15 protein-coding genes are annotated in these 14,368 nt (G+C 58.4%); 10 read left to right on the top strand and 5 right to left on the bottom strand.

Going from position 1 to position 14,368, the window contains the following annotated elements:
* Positions 1-134 precede the first annotated feature (134 nt).
* Both ASF66_RS18115 and ASF66_RS18110 read left to right on the top strand, forming a co-directional pair.
* On the top strand, positions 135-872 hold the full coding sequence (locus tag ASF66_RS18115) for a hypothetical protein (protein ID WP_156463221.1): 738 nt from the start codon (positions 135-137) through the stop codon (positions 870-872).
* Between the two features lie 121 nt (positions 873-993).
* The gene (locus ASF66_RS18110; protein ID WP_056844914.1) at positions 994-1,266 is read left to right on the top strand and encodes a hypothetical protein; all 273 of its coding nucleotides are present in this window, start codon (positions 994-996) and stop codon (positions 1,264-1,266) included.
* 121 nt (positions 1,267-1,387) lie between these two features.
* Here the strand turns inward: ASF66_RS18110 and ASF66_RS18105 are convergent, their stop codons facing one another.
* The 4 genes from ASF66_RS18105 to ASF66_RS18090 all read right to left on the bottom strand — a co-directional run bounded on the left by ASF66_RS18105 (position 1,388) and on the right by ASF66_RS18090 (position 4,377).
* Positions 1,388-1,897 (bottom strand): hypothetical protein, encoded by a 510-nt coding sequence (locus ASF66_RS18105; RefSeq protein ID WP_156463220.1) that lies wholly within the window; start codon positions 1,895-1,897, stop codon positions 1,388-1,390.
* 135 nt (positions 1,898-2,032) lie between these two features.
* Positions 2,033-2,290, bottom strand: a complete 258-nt coding sequence (locus tag ASF66_RS18100) for a hypothetical protein (protein WP_056844835.1) — start codon at positions 2,288-2,290, stop codon at positions 2,033-2,035.
* A 430-nt stretch (positions 2,291-2,720) separates the two neighbouring features.
* Positions 2,721-3,251, bottom strand: coding sequence for a DUF1003 domain-containing protein (locus ASF66_RS18095; protein WP_056844834.1), 531 nt, complete (start codon positions 3,249-3,251; stop codon positions 2,721-2,723).
* 82 nt (positions 3,252-3,333) lie between these two features.
* The gene (locus ASF66_RS18090) at positions 3,334-4,377 is read right to left on the bottom strand and encodes a YVTN family beta-propeller repeat protein (RefSeq protein ID WP_056844833.1); all 1,044 of its coding nucleotides are present in this window, start codon (positions 4,375-4,377) and stop codon (positions 3,334-3,336) included.
* A gap of 194 nt (positions 4,378-4,571) precedes the next feature.
* Here ASF66_RS18090 and ASF66_RS18085 point away from each other — a divergent pair, with 194 nt between their 5' ends.
* The 8 genes from ASF66_RS18085 (at position 4,572) to ASF66_RS18050 (ending at position 12,793) form a co-directional block, all read left to right on the top strand.
* A complete protein-coding gene (locus ASF66_RS18085; protein ID WP_056844832.1) occupies positions 4,572-5,309 on the top strand; it encodes an IclR family transcriptional regulator in 738 nt (245 codons plus the stop codon).
* 59 nt (positions 5,310-5,368) lie between these two features.
* Positions 5,369-6,124 (top strand): transporter substrate-binding domain-containing protein, encoded by a 756-nt coding sequence (locus ASF66_RS18080; protein ID WP_043192067.1) that lies wholly within the window; start codon positions 5,369-5,371, stop codon positions 6,122-6,124.
* A 78-nt stretch (positions 6,125-6,202) separates the two neighbouring features.
* A complete protein-coding gene (locus tag ASF66_RS18075; protein ID WP_049860425.1) occupies positions 6,203-6,868 on the top strand; it encodes an amino acid ABC transporter permease in 666 nt (221 codons plus the stop codon).
* Positions 6,869-6,879: 11 nt separating this feature from the next.
* Positions 6,880-7,641 carry an amino acid ABC transporter ATP-binding protein gene (locus ASF66_RS18070; protein ID WP_201777941.1) on the top strand — a complete coding sequence of 254 codons (762 nt, stop codon included), beginning with the start codon at positions 6,880-6,882 and terminating at the stop codon, positions 7,639-7,641.
* Between the two features lie 46 nt (positions 7,642-7,687).
* A complete protein-coding gene (locus tag ASF66_RS18065) occupies positions 7,688-9,100 on the top strand; it encodes a formimidoylglutamate deiminase (RefSeq protein ID WP_056844831.1) in 1,413 nt (470 codons plus the stop codon).
* On the top strand, positions 9,097-9,900 hold the full coding sequence (hutG, locus tag ASF66_RS18060) for an N-formylglutamate deformylase (RefSeq protein WP_056844830.1): 804 nt from the start codon (positions 9,097-9,099) through the stop codon (positions 9,898-9,900). Before ASF66_RS18065 ends, hutG begins: the two co-directional genes overlap by 4 nt.
* A gap of 24 nt (positions 9,901-9,924) precedes the next feature.
* A complete protein-coding gene (locus tag ASF66_RS18055) occupies positions 9,925-10,524 on the top strand; it encodes a HutD/Ves family protein (RefSeq protein ID WP_056844829.1) in 600 nt (199 codons plus the stop codon).
* Between the two features lie 160 nt (positions 10,525-10,684).
* The gene (locus ASF66_RS18050; protein WP_236707122.1) at positions 10,685-12,793 is read left to right on the top strand and encodes a TonB-dependent siderophore receptor; all 2,109 of its coding nucleotides are present in this window, start codon (positions 10,685-10,687) and stop codon (positions 12,791-12,793) included.
* Positions 12,794-12,852: 59 nt separating this feature from the next.
* Here ASF66_RS18050 and ASF66_RS18045 read toward each other — a convergent pair whose 3' ends face one another.
* Positions 12,853-14,151, bottom strand: a complete 1,299-nt coding sequence (locus ASF66_RS18045) for an acyltransferase family protein (RefSeq protein ID WP_082484709.1) — start codon at positions 14,149-14,151, stop codon at positions 12,853-12,855.
* Positions 14,152-14,368 lie beyond the last annotated feature (217 nt).

The following is a 14,368-nucleotide window of genomic DNA, read 5'->3' as shown; positions in this document are numbered from 1 at the left end:
GCTAAGAAGAAGTCATTCGTAGAAATGGATATCAGCCTCTGATAGGCTGGTTGGTATCTGGCGATAGCAACTGAGTTAAATGAGGCCCTCATAATTATGCATAACGGTCTAGTATTGATAAATAGAGAGTTAATTTGAAAGTCTTCCTTACAAGTAATAAAGTTTATTTTGAAACTTGCGTCTCTGTACTGCTAGCAATCATGGCTATCATTGTTTCGATTAACGCTAACTCCATAGCCAAAGCTCAGCTATCCTTGGCGAACGATGCCCAAAGGATTGCTACGCTTCCTTATTTACCAAATGTTAAGGCTCGTTTTAATTTTTTATCTTCGGAAGATGGAGTTCGAGAAGAGAAGCTGGAAGTTACTAACTCTGGGGATTCGATGTACGAACTGCGCGCTGTTCCTATAGCGTTTTTGGAACTACGAGAGCTGCAGGTTGCTCCGATTAATGGACCCTATACAAAAAATACTCATCTTAATAAATCTATTATACCCCTTGAAGGGTATTTTCCTAACGTGACATGGGTGGATGGTAGCGAAAAGGATTTTGTGCTGTACCAAGACATAGGGAATACAGGGCTCTTGGAAGATAGATTAAATATCTTTTCCAAGAAATATAGTAGTGAGGAAAAACACATTATAGGCGGCATTCAGAAATATTTGCTTGTCTCATATAAAGACCGCTTCAAAACACTCCATACAGACTATTTCCAGTTTGACCCTATGGGTGAAGGGGTGCTGATGGATAGTTCTGAAGGTGAGGCAGTGTTTAAGAGTTATAACGAATCCTCTCAAAAAAAGATTAAGCTAGACTACAAAACTTCTACACCAGAAGAAATTGGCAAATTTTGGCTTAAACTGAAAAGCTAGAGAGCTGGACCAAAATCTGCCAGAGATAGAACACTGGCGGTCCAAGCGACTGGTTGAGCTACTAGTAGCTCTCACCCTCAATATTGAAATTATGCTCCTTCAATCGAATCAGAAAACCAATATGAAGATTAGATACAACACCCCAGGCTGTGGGCATACGGAAGAAACTAATCTAGAGCTGTTCATTAAGATTCTCGGCGGGGCACTGCCGATGGGTGGGTTCCAAGCATGGAGATACTATCTCTTCGCCGGTACCGGATTTGCTCTCACGATGGTGACTGCGATCATTACTGGTGGTATCGCTCTTCTTATGTTTAAAGACGAGATTGTCACATGGATCGTCAACCGTGGATACAAATACCCTCGCTGTGAGTCCGTTGACTGGGAGGCTTGATTCCAAGCAGGGCAGTCAACGGCGCGTGGCTCGGGCTGAAGCGAATTAGATTCGTATCCGGCCTTGCAAAAACGCTGTCATTTCTTAGAAAGTTGCAGCCATCGAGAGTCTATGGTCTCTTTCAGAGATCGTCCACTTCGATCTGCAGCAGTTTGGATTCTTTAAGTAGCTTATCCATCATGGCGAAGCAACTCAGTCTGTAGCCATGTATTTCTTCGTCTGAGAATAGCTGTTTACCGTTCAGATTCCAGGTTTTCCGGTTATTATTTGTTGCTATCGTGCATCTCTCTACCTCGCTCGACCAGAATTTTATTTCTTCAAACTTTGCTGCAGCACGTATGCTCAGGATCTGAGCTTTTGCTAGCGCCTCTTGATGTTTGGCACTGTCTTCCAGAGCGATCTTCGTTGCTGATAGTTCTTCTTTTTGGCTAAAATATGCTTTTATTAAAAAATACAATGCGATAAGCGAAGTTGGCGGGTTGATTAAGCCGCCAAAGTAATCGCCAATGGTGCCCCAGTCACCTGGAGACTTAGAGAATGGATAATCGTGCAAATTAAATATATAAACTCCAGCCACTGAAACAATGTAGAAAACTATAGCGCCCCACATCCATTTTTCCTTCCATTTCATCATTGTGTGCCCAATTTGGTGAAAGCAAGCGTTATAGTCGAATTTTAGTTATTTCGAAACTGCAATTTATGACAGTTCACTCCGTGCAGGACTGAACTGATACGCTGAATCAGGCCGCTCCCTGAACTGATCTAGTCACGGAAGCTCTTCAAGTTGGGCCTGTGATTTTACCAGATAGACGTGACCGCCCATGGGTATGTCGTATCCTGGGGGGCCGAGCCACTGTTGTGTTACGCCTATGGATTTGAGTAGTTCTTCCAGATCAACATCCGCGCTTTTGAGTTTTTCCACATCCCATTCGAAAAAAATCACGACCGCTTGCCAGGCTGGCCAGGGTGTGGTGGCAAGCAGATAGTAGTCGGTAGCTGCCGGAGGAAGGTTCAACCTGGCCATCTCCGCTAAAATCCAGATTGTGCGCCGCAGCAGGTAATGCCATCTGGACTCAAGATGCAACTCGATCTGCTGAGAAAAACTAGAGGGAATCGTACCTTTCGTTGGGTGGGGGACATACTCACAGCCCGCCTACCTCGACATGCCGTACTGAATCGGCGAGCTGTGTGATGTGCGTTGCCAACGGTTCCAGTGCATCTCTTTACGAATTTCGTAACCCTAAAGGCCTCTTGACAATCTTTATTGTTTGCAAGTTAGCCGTTTTTTTGGAGATTCTGAGTTTTGTGACAAACTTTATTTTCATGGAACTAGCTTTGTAATGACCTACGGACCCCGGAATACGGGGGGCACTGTGACAATCTTTATTGTTTCATCACAGCTATATGACCGCCAATCCCCCCTGAACCCCTGCCCGCCAGGCCCAAGCGCACGCTCACACCGTCCCCTCAGGCTCCACCTTGGCCAATATCCGATTCAGCCGCTCGACGATCTCCTTGTCGATCTTTTCATGCAGTCGCATGATCTCCAACTCCGCGCGCAGGTTCACCTCGAAGTCCAGGCTCGCGGCCAGGCGGTCTTTGGCTGACTGGCGGTTCTGGCTCATCATGATCACCGGCGCCTGAATGGCTGCGACGGTGGACAGCATCAGGTTGAGGAAGATGTACGGGTAGGGGTCGAAAGCCAGGCCGAAGTGATCGAGCACATCGGTGTTGAGCAGCATCCAGCCCAGCAGGATGATGGTGAAAGCGATGATGAAGGCCCATGAACCACCGATTGCCGCTACGCGATCGGACAGCCGTTCACCGAAGGTAGCTACCTCATCGGAGGCGTCACCGGCATCGCGGCTGACGGGCAGTCGTTTTCTCATCTGCTCCAGCACATGGATTTCTTCGGGTTCGAGCTGATGGGGGTGTTTGCCGAGGAAGCGTCGAGCCAGCGGTTCAAGTGGGTGCTTGGTGGCCATGGGGCAGGGTCTTCAGGTGGTGAGGAAGACAGGCACTATCCCATGGAATTCGACGCTGTTGAATGCTCGAAGCTGTGGACACTCAACCCTGCGGGACAATAGCCAGCGCATCCGGCTCCGGGCCTGCCGGCCAGCGGGCCTGCACGGACCAGGTGGCAGTGTCGATCACGGCAATCTCGTCGCCGCCGCTGATGGCCACGAATGCACGCTTGCCGTCCGGCGCCACCACCGCGCCGATGGGCAGGGCTGCGGCGCCCAGCAAGGTTTTGCGATACACCGCGCCTTTTCGGGCCAGATCGATGCGCTTGATCTCGCGCTTGTTCGCCACGTCGATCACCGACAGCTCGGCAGATTTGGCGCAGCTGACCAACGCATGGTTGCCATCGGGTGTCATGACGATGCGGATCGGGAAGCGGCCGGTCTTGATCCGATCCACCACCTTCAGCGTCTGGGTATCGACCAGCGCCACCTCGTCGTCTTCACGGTTGCTCACCCACACATGCTTGCCCGACGGCTCGATGGCAATGCCCTCGGTGCTGTTGCCGGTGGGCACCGAGGCGAGCTTGCGGTGCTGTACAAGGTCGACCACCGACAGACTGCCGCCTTTGACGTGGGTCACGTAGGCGCGGCTGGCGTCTGCCGACAGCACCACCATATGGGGCTGACCACCGCCAACGTCGATGCGCTCGAGCACCTTGCCCTGGGCCAGGTCGACCACCAGCAGGCGTTCGCTGTCTTCGGTGGTCACCACGACGCGTTGGTTGTCGGGAAAGAAGCGTATGCCGTGGGGGCGCGAATCCTGGCCCAGGTCGATGGTGCGCACCACCTTGCGGGTCGGCCAGTCGATCACGCTCAGGCTGTTGTTGGCCTTGCCCTGGGCGCCGTAGTTGCCCACCACCGCCAGCCGACCGTCGCCGGCGACGATGACCTCATGGGGGCCGGTGCCGACTGGCAGCTTCAACAGTTCCTTGCCGTTGACCATGTCCAGTGCCGACACACTGGCGCCGGCCTTGTTGCCCACCAGCAGGACGTCGGCCGCATGGGCCATCGGCAGGGCGCCGAGCAACAGCCCGGCCAAGCACGCGCGGCGCAAAGGTGTCAGCAGCGTAGGGGTCGAGTAGGGCATGGGCTGTCTCCTGAAAGTCCGTGGGCAGGGCATGGAGTTGTGACCTGCAGGAAATCATGAGAGTTCGGATCTAGAGCGGTCGAGGGGCATCCCATGGCTGCCTGGGTGAAGAGTGCAGTCGGCTGTATGGAGTTTTTTTCCCGCTCAGTGAGAATCGTCCTTCAGAATCGAGAATTTGTTCTTATAGTGCAGTCATGAATGACCCACGAACCACAGGCATCGTCGACCGTGTGCTGCAGGTGCTGACCTGTGTGGCCAAGGCCGGACAACCCATAGCGGCCAAGCGCATTGCCGCGCAGGTTGAGCTGCCGCTGAGCACGGTCTATCGGCATCTGGCGTCGCTGAAGAAGTGGGGCTTGCTGCAAGAGCACATGACCACCGGGTTGTACGAACCCGGTGCGACCGGGGTGCAACTGGCCTGGGGCTTCGATCAGACGTCCCACCTGATCAGCCAGAGCCGCGACGAGATCGGTGCCCTGGCTGAACGCACGGGCGAAAGTGTTGGCCTGCTGGTGTACAGCAATGGCCAGATGGTGTGCATCGCCATGGAGGAGAGCAGCAGCTCGCTGCGTTGCTCGTTCACCAAGGGCCGCGCGCATTCCATGATGCAGGGTGCATCGGCCAAGAGCCTGCTGGCGTTTCTGCCCGAGCCGGTGCAGCGCCAGTTGCTCGCGGAGCAAGCGCAACAGGGCGCCGTGGACGTCGCGGCGCTGGAAAAGGAGATCGCCCGAATTCGCAAGAATGGCTATGCCACCAGTGACAGTGAAGTCGATCTGGGTGTCTGGGGCGTGAGTGTCCCATTGGTTTCAGCGGACGGTGGCCTGGAAGGCACCATTACGTTGATGGCGCCGTCATTGCGCGTTGGCCCACGGGAGGCTGAGCTGATCAGCCTCACCAGAAAAGCAGCCAGCCGCATCTGCAATCGCTTCTAACTGCCGCTCAATCCATGTTTCGGGTCCTGATGGACTCACCCTTGCCAAAGGAATTTGTGATGAAAGCGTTGAAGTTGTTCACCCCCCTGGCTGCCGCGCTGACGCTGATGGCCTCGCTCTGCACCTCGGCCCAGGCAGCCGACGATGTGATGCGTGTCGGCACCGATGCCACCTTCCCACCCATGGAATTCGTGCAGGATGGCAAGCGCACCGGCTTCGATATCGAATTGATCGAAGCCATCGGGAAGCAACTGAACAAGAAGGTCGAATGGGTCGACATCGGCTTCAAGGGGCTGATTCCTGGCTTGATTTCGAACCGCTTCGATGTCGCAGCATCGGCTATCTACATGACCGAAGAGCGTCAGAAGGTGGTCAACTTCACTGACTCCTACTATCGCGGGGGCCTGGCTGTATTGGTCCTGAAGGAGGACGCCAGCATCGACAAGCCTGCCGATCTGGTGGCGGGCAAGAAGGTTTCGGCCCAGGTGGGCACCAAGTCCATCGACTTTCTGAAAACCAACTACCCCGCAGTGACTGTGGTGGAAGTGGAGAAGAACCAGGCCATGTTCGACCTGTTGGCCATTGGCCGGGTCAACGCTGCGGTCACTGGGCGTCCGGCGGCAGTGGAATACGCCAAGCGTCAGCCCAAGGTCCGGGTGCTGGACGAAGGCCTGACCACCGAACTGTACGGTTTCGCCATTCGCAAGAATGACACCGAGCTGCAACAGCAGATGAACCAGGCGCTGCAGACCCTGCGCAGCAACGGCGAATATGCCGCCCTGACCCAGAAATGGTTCGGCACCACCAAAGAATAAGCCGCCACTGCAGGTCCGCGCGACGCTTGCACGGACCTGCACATCACGCCTTCAACCGTAGCCTGTGCGGAGTACTTCATGGATCTCGACTTTTCCCCGGTCTGGGACGGCTGGCGCGCGCTCGCCTCCGGCACCCTGATCACCATCGAAATCACGGCTGCGGCATTGGTGCTGGGCTGTGTGCTGGGCCTGTTGATCGGGCTGGGCAGGCTCAATCCCAATCGCAAGATCATCTATGGGCTGTGCACCACCTACCTGACGCTGGTCCGTGGCACGCCGCTGCTGGTTCAGTTGTTCATTCTGTTCTTCGGTCTGCCGCATTTCGGCATCCAATTGCCGGCCTATGTATGTGGGATCTTTGGCCTGGGCATCTACAGCGCGGCCTATGTCTCGGAGATCGTCCGCGGGTCGATCCAGTCCGTGGAAAAGGGCCAGATGGAAGCCGCTCGATCCCTGGGGCTGCCGCACAAGCTGGCGATGCGCAAGGTGATCCTGCCCCAGGCCTTCGTGCGCATGATTCCCGCCCTGGGCAACGAATTCATTGCCTTGATCAAGAACTCGGCGCTGGTGTCGTTGCTGACCATTGCCGATGTGATGCACGAGGGCGAGAAAATCATCAGCGTGTCCTATCGCTCGCTCGAAGTGTACCTGGCCATCGCCTTCATCTATCTGATGCTGACCAGCATCACCACCTTGATCCTGCGCCGCACCGAGAAAGTGCTGCGCGCCGACGGGAGAGTGTGATGAGCACCGCCATCATCGACATTCGGAACCTGAGCAAATCCTTCGGTACCCATCAGGTGCTGCACAACATCGACTTCAGCGTGCAGCCCAGCCAGGTCGTGGTGGTGATCGGCCCGAGCGGTTCGGGCAAGAGCACCTTCCTGCGTTGCATGAACGGTCTGGAGACCGCCGAAGGCGGAACGCTGCGGGCTTGCGGCCACACGGTGGTGGAGCAGGGCCGGATGATGTCCGAAAGCAAACTCGACGCCCTGCGTAGCGAAGTCGGCATGGTGTTCCAGTCCTTCAACCTGTTCCCGCACCTCAGCGTATTGGACAACATCACCCTGGCGCCCATGGCCCTGCGCGGCAAGTCGCGCCAGGCTGCGCAAGAGCAGGGCCTGCGCCTGTTGAACAAGGTCGGCCTCGAACACAAGGCCCAGGTCTATCCCGGCACCCTGTCGGGCGGGCAGAAGCAGCGCGTGGCGATCGCCCGTGCATTGGCCATGGAACCCAAGGTCATGCTGTTCGACGAGCCGACCTCGGCACTGGACCCGGAACTGGTGGGCGAGGTGTTGCAGGTCATGAAGACCCTGGCGAACGAAGGCATGACCATGATCATCGTCACCCACGAAATGGGTTTTGCCCGGGAAGTGGCCGATGTGGTGGTGGTCATGGACCAAGGCGCCATCGTCGAAGCCGCGCCGCCAGCCCAGCTGTTCACCGCGCCTCGCGAAGCCCGTACGCGCAGCTTCCTGCAAAGCGTGCTGTCGCGAGACGCGGCGCCTGTTCTCTGATTGCCCGCGCCTGACTCACTGCCTAGAGGTTCATGTGGATACACCCTTGGATTCACCTACCAGTCACGCCCAGAGCAGCCTGTTTGCCCACAGCGCCCTACTGCCCGATGGCTGGCAGCGCAATGTGCTGCTGAGCTGGAACGCGCTCGGCGATCTGACCACCGTGAGCATCGATGCCGTGCCTGCGGCCGGCACGCCGGTGGCGCGGGGCCCGGTGATCAGTGGCATGCCGAACCTGCATTCCCATACCTTTCAGCGCGCCATGGCCGGGTTGACCGAAACCCTGGGCGACCCGAAAGACTCCTTCTGGAGCTGGCGCACCCTGATGTATCGCTTCGCCCAGCGCCTGCAACCGCGGCACCTGCAGGCCATCGGTCGGCATTTGTACATCGAGATGCTCAAGGCCGGGTACACCTCGGTCTGCGAGTTTCACTACGTGCACCATGGCGCTGACGGCCAGCCCTACGCCAACCCCGCCGAACTGTCCCTGCGCGTGGTTCGTGCAGCCGAGGAGGTGGGCATCGGCATGACCCTGCTGCCAGTGCTGTACCAGTACGGCGGCCTGGGTCAGGCAGAACCGTTACCGCACCAGCGTCGCTTCATCAATTCACCCGAGTGGATCCTCGAGCTGCGTCAGCACCTGCAAAAAGCCATGCCGCAGAACGGCAACCGGCGCTACGGCGTAGCGCCGCACTCGTTGCGCGCCGTGAGCGAAGCCTCCTTGTCGAGGCTGATCCAGGGCTTGGACAGTGAAGACCCGCGGGCGCCCGTGCATATTCATATTGCCGAACAAACCCGTGAGGTCGATGACTGCGTAGCCATCCTCGGCCAGCGACCGGTGCAATGGCTGTTGGACCGGCAACCCCTAAACCCGCGATGGTGCCTGGTGCACGCCACCCACATGGACGACGCTGAATACGCCGCGTTGGCACGCAGTGGTGCCGTGGTCGGTCTGTGTCCGACCACCGAAGCCAACCTTGGCGATGGTCTGTTCGATGCGCAGCGTTTCCTGGCCGACAAGGGAAATTGGGGTATCGGTTCGGACAGCAACGTGGCGGTCAATCCCTGGGCCGAACTGCGCTTGCTGGAATACGGCCAACGTCTGTTGCATCGCCGCCGCAACGTGCTGGCCAGCGCCGAAGCGCCGGCAGTGGCGGACCGACTGTTCGCTCAGGCGGTGAGTGGTGGGGCGCAGGCCACGGGCCGCTCGGTGGGCGGCCTGGTGGTCGGCCAGCGTGCCGATCTGGTCGTGATCGATTCGGACGCCGCCACTATCGCCCCGGGCAATCCGGCACAGCTGTTGTCCTCGATGGTGTTCTGCGAGCACGGCAGCCACCCCGTACGCGATGTCTTCGTCGGCGGCAGGCACGTCATCGACGACGGCCAGCACGCCCTGCAGGTGGAAGCGCTGCACGGCTACCGCGCCACCCTGGCCGACCTCCTGGAGCAAACGATATGACTCAGGAACACACGTTTGAGCTGCATGAGGGCATCGGCCCTTTGCTGATCTCCATGCCCCATGTCGGCACTGAACTGCCGGACGATCTGAAGGCGCATTACAGCCCGGTCGGCCAGGCGGTGGATGACACCGATTGGCATATCCATGAGCTGTACGACTTCGCGACCGCGCTGGGGGCGTCGACACTGCGGCCACGTTTTTCGCGCTACGTGATCGACCTGAATCGGCCGGCCGATGGCGCCAGCCTCTACCCTGGCCAGAACACCACCGGACTCTGCCCGCTGGCCACCTTCGACGATGTGCCCCTGTATCAGCCGGGGCACGAACCTGACGATACTGAAATCGCCAGGCGCCTGGAGCACTATTGGCAGCCGTACCATCGGGCCTTGCACCAGCAATTGCAGCGAATCAAAGCCATCCACGGGTATGCCCTGCTATGGGATGCCCACTCGATCCGCTCGGTTATCCCCCACCTGTTCGAAGGCGAGTTGCCGGTGTTCAACTTCGGTACGGCAAGCGGCAGCGCCTGCGCGCCTGGCGTTGGCGAGCAGTTGCACACCTTGGCCGAGCAGTTGGCTCCGCAGTTGCCAGCGGTGCTCAATGGTCGGTTCAAGGGCGGCTACATCACCCGCCAGTACGGCAGCCCGGCCCAAGGGGTTTACGCGGTTCAACTGGAGCTGGCGCAGCGTGCCTACATGCAGGAAACGCCGCCCTATGGGTTGCAGCAGGCCAAGGTCGACACCTTGCGGCCGGTACTGCTTGCGCTGATCGAGCGCTTCATGGCGTTCAAGCCTGCCTGACATTTCTTTGGTAGCCGGATTCCGATGACTGATTCGCACCTATACCAACCCGAAGCGTACACGGCCATGCCCTGGAAAAACGGGGGTGGCAGCACCTTGGAGATTGCCCAGCAGCGCTGCGTCGATGACAGCGGCTATGACTGGCGCCTGTCGATCGCCCAGATCGATGTCGATGGACCCTTTTCCGTGTTCCCCGGCTATAGCCGGGTCATCACCGTGCTGCATGGCGATGGGATGGTGTTGCAAATCAATGGGGTGGACAGTGAGGCGCTGGGTCCCCTGCAGCCGCTGAGTTTCGACGGTGGAGCGACCGTGCAGTGTCGCTTGCTGGGCTCGCCGATCGAGGATTTCAACCTGATCTACCGCCCGGATCGGATCAACGCTTCGTTGCGCTGGGTGGATTGTCATCCGGCCGTGGTGTTGGGTTCCAAGGCGACTCAGGTCGTTTTCTTCAATGCGTCAGTGGGCATTGTCAACGTCACCCACGCGAGCAGTGGACAGCGCCATGAGCTGGCCCCGCGAGCCACCCTGCGGTGCACCAACGTCGGCGGTCAGTTGCAGCGCTATAGCCTGGAGGGCGCAATGGCCCAGGTCTGTGTGGTGGAGTTGGACAGGGTGGACTGATCGCCCTGCGAGCCTGATGCTCAGCATCGTCCGCTTACTGGCAGGACTGACTTACCGGCACAAATGTGAAAAAAAAGTAAAAAACAGGTAAACGATTCTAGTTCTTGTTTGAAATTTCCTACATTATCACCGTCCTTTTCTTCGTCTTGGGACGCCGATCTTGAAGCCTCGTATTTCCGCCACCCTGTTGCTGGCCGGCGCCTGCGGTACCTTTCCGCTGGCGCACGCCGATGATTCCCTCACGCTGCCGTCCATTCAGGTGCAGGAATCGGCCTCCGAGGATCAATACAGAGATCCCACCGTCAGCTACACGGCCAAGCCTTCCTCGAGCACTACCAAGCTGGGGCTGAGCAAGCAGGAAACACCACAGGGCATCACCACCGTCACCCAGGCGCAGATGGAAGACTTCAAGATCCGTGGCATCAAGGACGCCTTGCGCTCCGCACCTTCGGTGACGGTGGAGCAGAGCGAGAGCGATCGGACCGAATTCACATCCCGCGGCTTTGAAATCACGTCGTTCGAATACGATGGGATGAGCATGCCGTTTTCCCAGGCCACCTTGATCGGCGACGTCGACATGGCTGAGTACGAGCAGATCGACGTGCTGCACGGGGCCAACGGATTGATGAGCGGGACCGGCAATCCATCGGCGACGGTGAATTTCGTGCGCAAACGCCCAACCGAGACCTTCCAGGCGCAGATCGATAGCAGCGTGGGCTCCTGGGACGGCCGCCGTATCGCCGCCGACGTCTCAGGCCCGTTGACCGACACCGGCAACGTGCGTGGCCGTTTCATCTACGCCCACGACAAGGGCAACTCCTGGATGGACCGCTACAGCCACGAACGCAACGTGGCCGCGGGTTTGCTGGCGTTCGATCTGAGCGAGCGGGATACGCTCACGGTCGGCTTTTCCCAGCACAACAGCGACTCCAATGCCAGCACTTGGGGCAACCTGCCGCTGGTGGACGACGCAGGCAACCGGTTGCACTACAGCAGCCGCAGTTCCAACGTGGGCCAGCCCTGGACCTACTGGAACATGCACACGCAGCGCACCTTCGCCGAACTGCAGCATGCCTTCGACAATGGCTGGAATGCCACGCTGACGGTGACCGGTATTCATGAATACCAGGACACCAACATGTTCTACGTGGCTGGGTTGAACGCTGATCGGGCCTCGGTCTTTGCGGCAGACACCTCCGCCACGGCCAACCAGGCCATTGGTGAAGCGAAGCTGTCAGGCCCTTTCAGCCTGTTCGGTCGCCAGCATGAACTCACCTTTGGGGCCACCTACGGACGGACGCACCAGACTGCGCGTGAATATGATTCCGTTGACGGAGGGTATTACTACACTTCCTTTGCCAGCATCCTGAACGGCACCACCGCCCGTCCGTCCTTCACCGTGACCAGCGACACCAATACCCAGAACTTCGTGGACAGGCAAAAGAGCCTGTTCGCCGGCGCGCGCTTCAACCTGACGGACGATCTGCACTGGATCGCGGGTGCACGCATGCTGAGCGCCGATGGCTCGGGTGAGAGCTACGGCTCGGATCATTCCCTGCGCGAGCATGGCCGAGTGACGCCGTACACTGGCCTGGTCTACGACCTGAGCGAGCAGTGGGCGCTGTACACCAGCTGGACACGGATCTTCAATCCGCAATACGCCACCTACGGGCTGGATGGCAAGTTGCTTGACCCGCTCGAAGGCAAAAGCCTGGAGGCCGGCGTCAAGGGTCGCTTGCTCGACAACCGTCTGGACCTGACGGCGGCTGTGTTCAAGACGCAGCAGAGCAATGTGGCCGGGGCCTTCACCCAAGTGGGTTCGCAATACCTGTACGAGACCGAGGACTACAAGAGCCATGGGGTGGAACTGGAGGCTTCAGGCGAAGCGTACCCCGGCCTGGACGTGCTGGCAGGCTACACCTATGTCGCCATCGAAGACGAGGACGGCAGTGATGCGCGCAACTATGTGCCTACACACAGCTTCCACGGTCTGGTCAGCTACCGCCTGCCGATGCTGCCGAAGGCTCACGTGGGCACGCGCCTGAGCTGGCAGAGCGGGGTGGAGAACGACACCAACAGCGCCATTCGCCAGAATGCCTATGCCATCGTCGACCTGATGACCCGCTATGACATCGACGACCATTGGAGCACGTCGCTGAACTTTAACAATGTCACCGATCGCAAGTACCTGCGCTCGCTGTACAGCCAGACCGCCAGCAGCTATGGCGCGCCGCGCAACATCACCGCATCGGTCAGCTGGAAGTACTGACCGGGTGCCAGCGCCATGCCCTGAGAACCCAACGGTCTCAGGGCATGGCGCTTGGCCCCTCAGCCGCGGCTCATGCTCGTGCGCATGGCCTTGGCCTTGCCTGTATCTGCACGTTTGCTCTTGACCACCCACCGACTCAGCGGGCCCTGCAGCAGCCATTGCCGCGTGCGGTTGCCGATCTGCTCCTGGAATATCACGCAGATGATGATGCACAGCAGCAGCAGGATAGGGTAGTACGCCAGCGACAGAGGGTGGCCCTTGGCCTGCGCAACGCAGGCCGAGGCATTGCTGAAGCACAACGGCACATTGATGTTCGCCAGCATTTCCAGACGACGGAAGATGATGAAGATCGGTGTGTGCAAGGCGAACATCGGCAGCGATGCCGCGCCCAGTCGGCGCGCCCATTTGATGTAGCGCTCGCTGCGCGGACTCGAGGCCATGGCGCACAGCGTGATCCCGCTGAGCACCAGCGGCAGCAGCAGGCCATTGTGCAGCAGCACGTACCAGTGACTGGCACCGCGCCAGTTGACCTCGGCGGCGATCGCTACACCAAAGCCCAGGGCAACCACCGCCAGCAGTTTGCCAGGGCCCCGCAACCCGACGCCCATCAACCGATGCTCGCGAAACAATAGATAGGCGACGATGCCGGCGAGGAAGACTGGTAGCCGCAGCAACGGAAAGTGGTGAAGGAAACCGATCCAGATCGAGCTGTAGTCATTGTTGAGGACCACCAGCAGCGGCGGGACCAGACACGCCGCCCAGATGATCAGCAGCAACCGCACCTTGTGTTTGGCGGCCGCCAGGCGCGGCGCGAACCAGGGGAACACGAGATAGAAGAAGAACAGTGCCGAGATCGACCACAGCGGCCCGTTGTAGGCCAGGTAGACCGGGTTCCAGGCTTGCAGCAGGGTGACCTGCAGCACCGCGTTGACGGCTATCTGGAAGTCACTGAGGTGGTATTTCAGCAGCTCGGGAGCGGTGCGCTTGAGCAGGTCATCGGATCGATAGGCGACACCCAGGTCGGTGTTGCTGTCGAACAGGCCCGTGAGCGCGATCAGGATCACGCAACTGGCAAGGCCGAACAGGTGAATGGGGTAGAGATTGGCAAAGCGCTTGGTCATGAAGGAGAGCGGTGGCTCTCGAAGTTTGTTGCCGTCCAGGTAGACGTGGGTAAGGAGAAAGCCGGATAACGCAAAGAAGCTACTGGTGGCGAAAAATCCCAGTTCGGTGAACTCCACCAATCCGCTCAGGTGTGTGTACTCGCTGTAGAAGGGGAGTGTGTGAAACATCACAAGGTACACGCCGAGGAAAAAGCGCAGCCATTCCAAACCTATGAATCTTTCGTTGTCTGCGCTCATGCAGGTCCATTTCCTTGATGATGTCGAAGCCCGGGCATGGTACAGCAAGCATTTCCGATGTTTCCGGATGTGTCCTGTAGCTGCCAGCGTAGCTGATGACGTGAAAATTTAATTACAGATCGAAGGATTACCGACCCACGGCACCTGACTCGATGATCGACTGGTCATCCGGGTACCGACTTCTGAGCTAGTCTTTTGTGCTGAATCGTTCAGACAG

The sequence above is a fragment of the Pseudomonas sp. Leaf129 genome, from assembly GCF_001423465.1.
GTDB lineage: Bacteria > Pseudomonadota > Gammaproteobacteria > Pseudomonadales > Pseudomonadaceae > Aquipseudomonas > Aquipseudomonas coleopterorum.
This window is presented reverse-complemented; position numbering and strand designations above follow the sequence as displayed.